General features: G+C 67.1%; 5 protein-coding genes and 2 pseudogenes. 6 read left to right on the top strand and 1 reads right to left on the bottom strand.

The window, feature by feature from the left end:
- On the top strand, positions 1-366 hold a 366-nt coding region (locus tag ACF08M_RS41345), incomplete at its 5' end, for a transposase (protein WP_392190471.1).
- A 32-nt stretch (positions 367-398) separates the two neighbouring features.
- Here ACF08M_RS41345 and ACF08M_RS41340 read toward each other — a convergent pair.
- Positions 399-1,160: a class I SAM-dependent methyltransferase gene (locus ACF08M_RS41340; protein WP_392190470.1), complete on the bottom strand. Its 762-nt coding sequence runs from the start codon at positions 1,158-1,160 to the stop codon at positions 399-401.
- A 68-nt stretch (positions 1,161-1,228) separates the two neighbouring features.
- Between ACF08M_RS41340 and ACF08M_RS41335 the strand changes: the two are divergent.
- From ACF08M_RS41335 to ACF08M_RS41315, 5 genes and pseudogenes are all read left to right on the top strand, one after another.
- A pseudogene (locus ACF08M_RS41335) lies at positions 1,229-1,897 on the top strand (IS256 family transposase); the annotation flags it as partial.
- Positions 1,898-1,975: 78 nt separating this feature from the next.
- Positions 1,976-2,509 (top strand): hypothetical protein, encoded by a 534-nt coding sequence (locus ACF08M_RS41330; RefSeq protein WP_392190469.1) that lies wholly within the window; start codon positions 1,976-1,978, stop codon positions 2,507-2,509.
- A 43-nt stretch (positions 2,510-2,552) separates the two neighbouring features.
- Positions 2,553-3,314, top strand: a pseudogene (locus tag ACF08M_RS41325) (DEAD/DEAH box helicase family protein); the annotation flags it as partial.
- Between the two features lie 56 nt (positions 3,315-3,370).
- A complete protein-coding gene (locus ACF08M_RS41320) occupies positions 3,371-4,093 on the top strand; it encodes an IS6 family transposase (protein WP_392190468.1) in 723 nt (240 codons plus the stop codon).
- 66 nt (positions 4,094-4,159) lie between these two features.
- A complete protein-coding gene (locus tag ACF08M_RS41315) occupies positions 4,160-4,513 on the top strand; it encodes a hypothetical protein (protein WP_392190467.1) in 354 nt (117 codons plus the stop codon).
- Positions 4,514-4,583 lie beyond the last annotated feature (70 nt).

Genomic DNA, 4,583 nt, shown 5'->3' with positions numbered 1-4,583 from the left:
ATCCGGGCGGCCCGCCCGGACGGCGCCCCGATCTACGTCATCCTGGACAATCTGTCCGCCCACAAGGGCGAGACCATCCGGCGCTGGGCAAAGAAGAACCGGGTCGAGCTGTGCTTCACCCCGACCTACGCGTCCTGGGCCAACCCGATCGAGGCCCACTTCGGACCGCTGCGGCAGTTCACCATCGCCAACTCCAACTATCCCAACCACATGGTGCAGACCCGGGCCCTGCATGCCTACCTGCGCTGGCGCAACGCCAACGCCCGCCACCGAGACGTCCTGGCCGCCGAACGCAAGGAACGCGCCCGCATCCGGAGTGAGAAAGGCATTCGGTGGGGCGGCCGGCCACTCGCCTCGGCTGCATGAGCGCGCCGCCCCGCCCCGCGGCCCGCACAGCGTCAGGAGCGGAGTGCAACGAGGAGATCAACCACGTAGGTCTCTTCCACCTCCTCCCGAGGAAAAATCTCGACCAGCCGCTCACGCTCATCGACGAAAAACGTCTGGCGGTCAGCCTCTTCAAGGACGAGGAATGCCGACCGGCTGCCAATGTTGGCGAGATGCATGTCCAAGGAGACAGTGCGGCTCCAGCGCACTTGACGGCGCGCGACCCGTAGCCCTGTCAGTCCCGCCAGCCGGATGGCGTCGTTGTCCGAAGGGCGCACGGCAGGCCTTGGCTTCACCCCGCAGTGGTGCGCAATGCGCCCGTGCTGCTCGCGAATCCACGGCACGTCGAAGGCCGTGGTGTTCCACCAGATCGCCAGCGCACCGACCGCTCGCAGGACACGCAATGCCTCCGGGACGGACCGGCCAGGGTCGGTCCACTGCCAGGACTGGGCATACGCGATGAGGTCGCAGGAAGCCTCGGCCAGCGGCAGAGCATTACCGTCGCCTCTCACGATCGGCACCCCCGGGAGCGCCTGGTGGAACGCACCAGCCATGGCCTCACCCGGCTCAACAGCGATCACATCGGCACCTCGTTCCCGCAGCAGCACGCTGGTAATTCCGGTACCCGCGCCGACATCGGCGACCCGGGCGCCCGCCAAGCGACGGCCCGCGAACTCCTCGATGCAGTCGAAGAGCGCGGCTGGGTAAGAAGGCCGACTCGCCGCGTACTGAGCTGCGGCTACGTCGAAAGACTGGGCGCGAGAACTGGCGGTCATACCTTCATCATCGCCTCCCCGCACCAAGCATTCGACCATCACCAACCCGGCGAACCTATGCGGTCACAGCACTAGCCGTCACCACGGACGGCCGGCGCGACATCCTCGGGCTGTGGGCCGGCGACGGCGGTGAGGGCGCCAAGCACTGGATGCGCATCCTCACCGAGATCAAGAACCGTGGCGTGAACGACGTCCTCATGCTCGTCTGCGACGGGCTCAAGGGCCTGCCCGACGCGGTCGAAGCGGTCTGGCCGAAGACGACCGTCCAGACCTGTGTGGTCCACCTGCTGCGGAACTCCTTCCGCTATGCCGCCCGCCAGGACTGGGACAAAATCGCCAAGCTCCTCAAGCCGGTCCACACCGCGGCGACCGAGGAGGCGGCACTCGAGCGGTGCGCCGAGTTCGCCGACGCCTGGGGCAAGAAATACCCGGCGATCGTGCGGCTCTGGGAGAACGCGTGGGAGGAGTTCACCCCCTTCCTGCGCTTTGACACCGAGATCCGACGCATCGTCTGCACCACCAACGCGATCGAGTCCGTCAATGCCAGGATCCGGTGGGCGGTCAAAGCCCGCGGCCACTTCCCCAACGAGCAAGCCGCGTTGAAGTGCGTCTACATGGCGATCATGTCCCTGGACCCCACCGGCAAGGGACAAGCCCGCTGGACCGCGCGCTGGAAGACCGCACTCAACGCCTTCGACATCACCTTCGACGGGCGCCTCTCCGCAGCCCGTCAATAATACTCACCAAACCGAGTTACACCGCTCGTTTGACAGACCCACCGGCGACATGATCGCGCTTCCAGAAAGGGAAAATGCATGTGGAGTGCTCAGGATGTGGCGCGGGACCAGGTCCGGCGTCAGGCGAATGGCCTGGACGTTGCCGCAGTTGCGGAAAAGGTCGCGGAGGCCGCTGTCCGTGAGCGGGAAACCGCGGAGCAGTTGAGGGGAAACGGTTCCTTCTACAAGTTCGAGATGGACCGGGAGCGGATAGCTGCCATCTCGCTGGCCAAACACGCTGAGTGGCGGCGCGTCAGGGACTTGATGACTGTGGCTGGCTGGAGCGTGTACGAGCCGGAGCAGGACGCGCAAGGCTCAGTGTGCGCTCGCGAGCGTGAGGAACGGTTTGCTGGTGCTCTTGCGGCACAGGCCGCCTCCGGGGAACGGCAGGAGGAGGAAGCGGATGAACTGCGAGCGGAGGTTCGGCTGTCCGTCGAGCCCAGTCGGCTGGTCCGGGTGGTGGCCGGCCGGACGGGGTTGCGCCCCTCTCAGGTCCTGGCCCAGCTTGCCGAGCGGATCGTCGTGGCCGAGGACGGTACGGTGTCCGTCCCGTCCTTCACCCCGTCCCAGTGATTTCCGAAGCGAGTGGAAAAGAAGGCGGAAGAGGAGCGTGGGGATGCTGGGTATTCAGCTTCGGGAACACCAGGTAGCCCAGAAAGCGAGTTTCCGTAAGTGGGTGGGATTCCCTGCAAGATCATCTGTGCCCGCTCAGGGGGCACGGGGGACGATCGTGTCCGCGACCGGGTCGGGCAAGACGATCACGGCCGCCGCGTGCGCGCTGGACTCCTTCGCGGACGGCCGGATCCTCGTCACCGTCCCGACCCTGGACCTTCTCGCGCGGACCACGCAGGCGTGGCGGGCGGTGGGCCACCGGGCGCCCATGGTCGCGGTGTGCTCGCTGGAGAACGACCCGGTCCTCAACTCGCTGGGGGTGCGCACCACCACCAACCCGATCCAGCTCGCCCTGTGGGCCAGGTCCGGGCCGGTGGTCGTGTTCGCCACGTACGCCTCCCTCGTGGACCGCGAGGACATCGACGCACCGGATGTGGGTCAGAGGAAGGTTCGAGGGCCGCTGGAGGCCGCGCTGGCGGGCGGGGAGCGGCTGTACGGGCAGCAGATGGACGGCTTCGACCTCGCCATCGTGGACGAGGCCCACGGAACCGCCGGTGATCTTGGGCGTCCGTGGGCAGCGATCCACGACAACGCCCGCATCCCGGCAGACTTCCGGCTCTACCTGACCGCGACCCCGCGCATCCTCGCCGCGGCCCGCCCGCAGAAGGGTGCGGACGGCCAGGAGCTGGAGATCGCGACCATGGCCGACGACCCGGACGGAACGTACGGCGCGTGGCTCGCAGAGCTCGGACTCTCGGAGGCTTTGTCAGGTTGAGCGGTGGGGCTTGAGATGATCGTCGTGGAGATCGTCTCGGGGAGGGGTTGCTCGTGGACACGCCGCCGTCGTACAAGCGGTTCCGGTTCCCGGCGGAGATCATCTCCCACGCGGTGTGGCTGTACCACCGTTTCCCGCTCTCTTTCCGCGAGGTCGAGGAGCTTCTTCTGGCCCGCGGGATCATCGCCTCCCACGAGACGATCCACCAGTGGTGCGACCGGTTCGGCCCTGAGTACGCCGCCTCCTTACGCCGCCGTCGGCCCCCGGCCGGCGACAAGTGGCACCTGGACGAGGTGTTCATCAAGGTCAACGGCGCGCGGCAGTACCTATGGCGCGCCGTTGACCAGGACGGAAACGTCCTCGACGTCCTCGTCCAGTCCAAGCGGGACGCGAAGGCCGCGAAGCGGTTCCTGGCCAAGCCGATGAAGAAGCAGTGCCGGGCCCCCAGAGTGCTGGTGACTGACAAGTGCCGCTCCTACGGGCCGGCCCACCAACACCTGATGTCCTCCGTCGAACACCGCAGCCACCAGGGCCTGAACAATCGGGCCGAGAACAGCCACCAGCCGGCAAGGCAACGCGAACGAGCCATGAAAGGCATCCGCTCGCCCCGCTCCGCGCAGAAGTCCCTTGCCCCGTTCAGTGAGATCTCGCCCCACTTCCGGCCCCGGCACCACCTCCTCACCACCTCCGGCCACCACACCGAGATGCAGCACCGCTTCACCATCCGGGACCACATCACCGGCGTCACTGCCCCGCCTGCAAAGGCCTGACCACAACCACCGCCACCGGCCCTACCACAACCTGACACACCCCCACCCAGCCACCCCACAGTTAACTTGACGACGCCGTTGAAGGTGCTGTTCGAGCAGGTGTGCCGACCGGTCGCGACCGGGGAGACGGCCGGTTCCTGGTACCGGCGGTGGCGGCTGGTCGCGGTGGACGGCACGGTCTTCGATCTCCCGGACACCGAAGCCAACGCCGACTTCTTCGGCCGGCCCGGCTCGGGTCGGGGACAGCAACGGAGCGCGTATCCACAGGTGAGAGTTGCCACACTGGTGGAGTGCGGGACGCATGCGGTGTTCGCCGCGGCCACTGGTCCGCTCTCCGTGCACGAACAGCATCTCGTCCCCGGGCTTCTGGCCCGGCTCGGGCCCGGAATGCTGATGGTGACTCCTCCCCCTCATGGATGAGGGGGCTTCTCGCTATACCGAGTTGGCGTCGCGACGGACCAGCCCGGCCCGTAGAACGTTGATCGCACCC

The organism is Streptomyces sp. NPDC015032 (genome assembly GCF_043080425.1).
Lineage (GTDB): Bacteria > Actinomycetota > Actinomycetes > Streptomycetales > Streptomycetaceae > Streptomyces.
The sequence above is the reverse complement of the archived record's forward strand: the minus strand, read 5'-3'. Positions and strand labels throughout refer to the sequence as shown.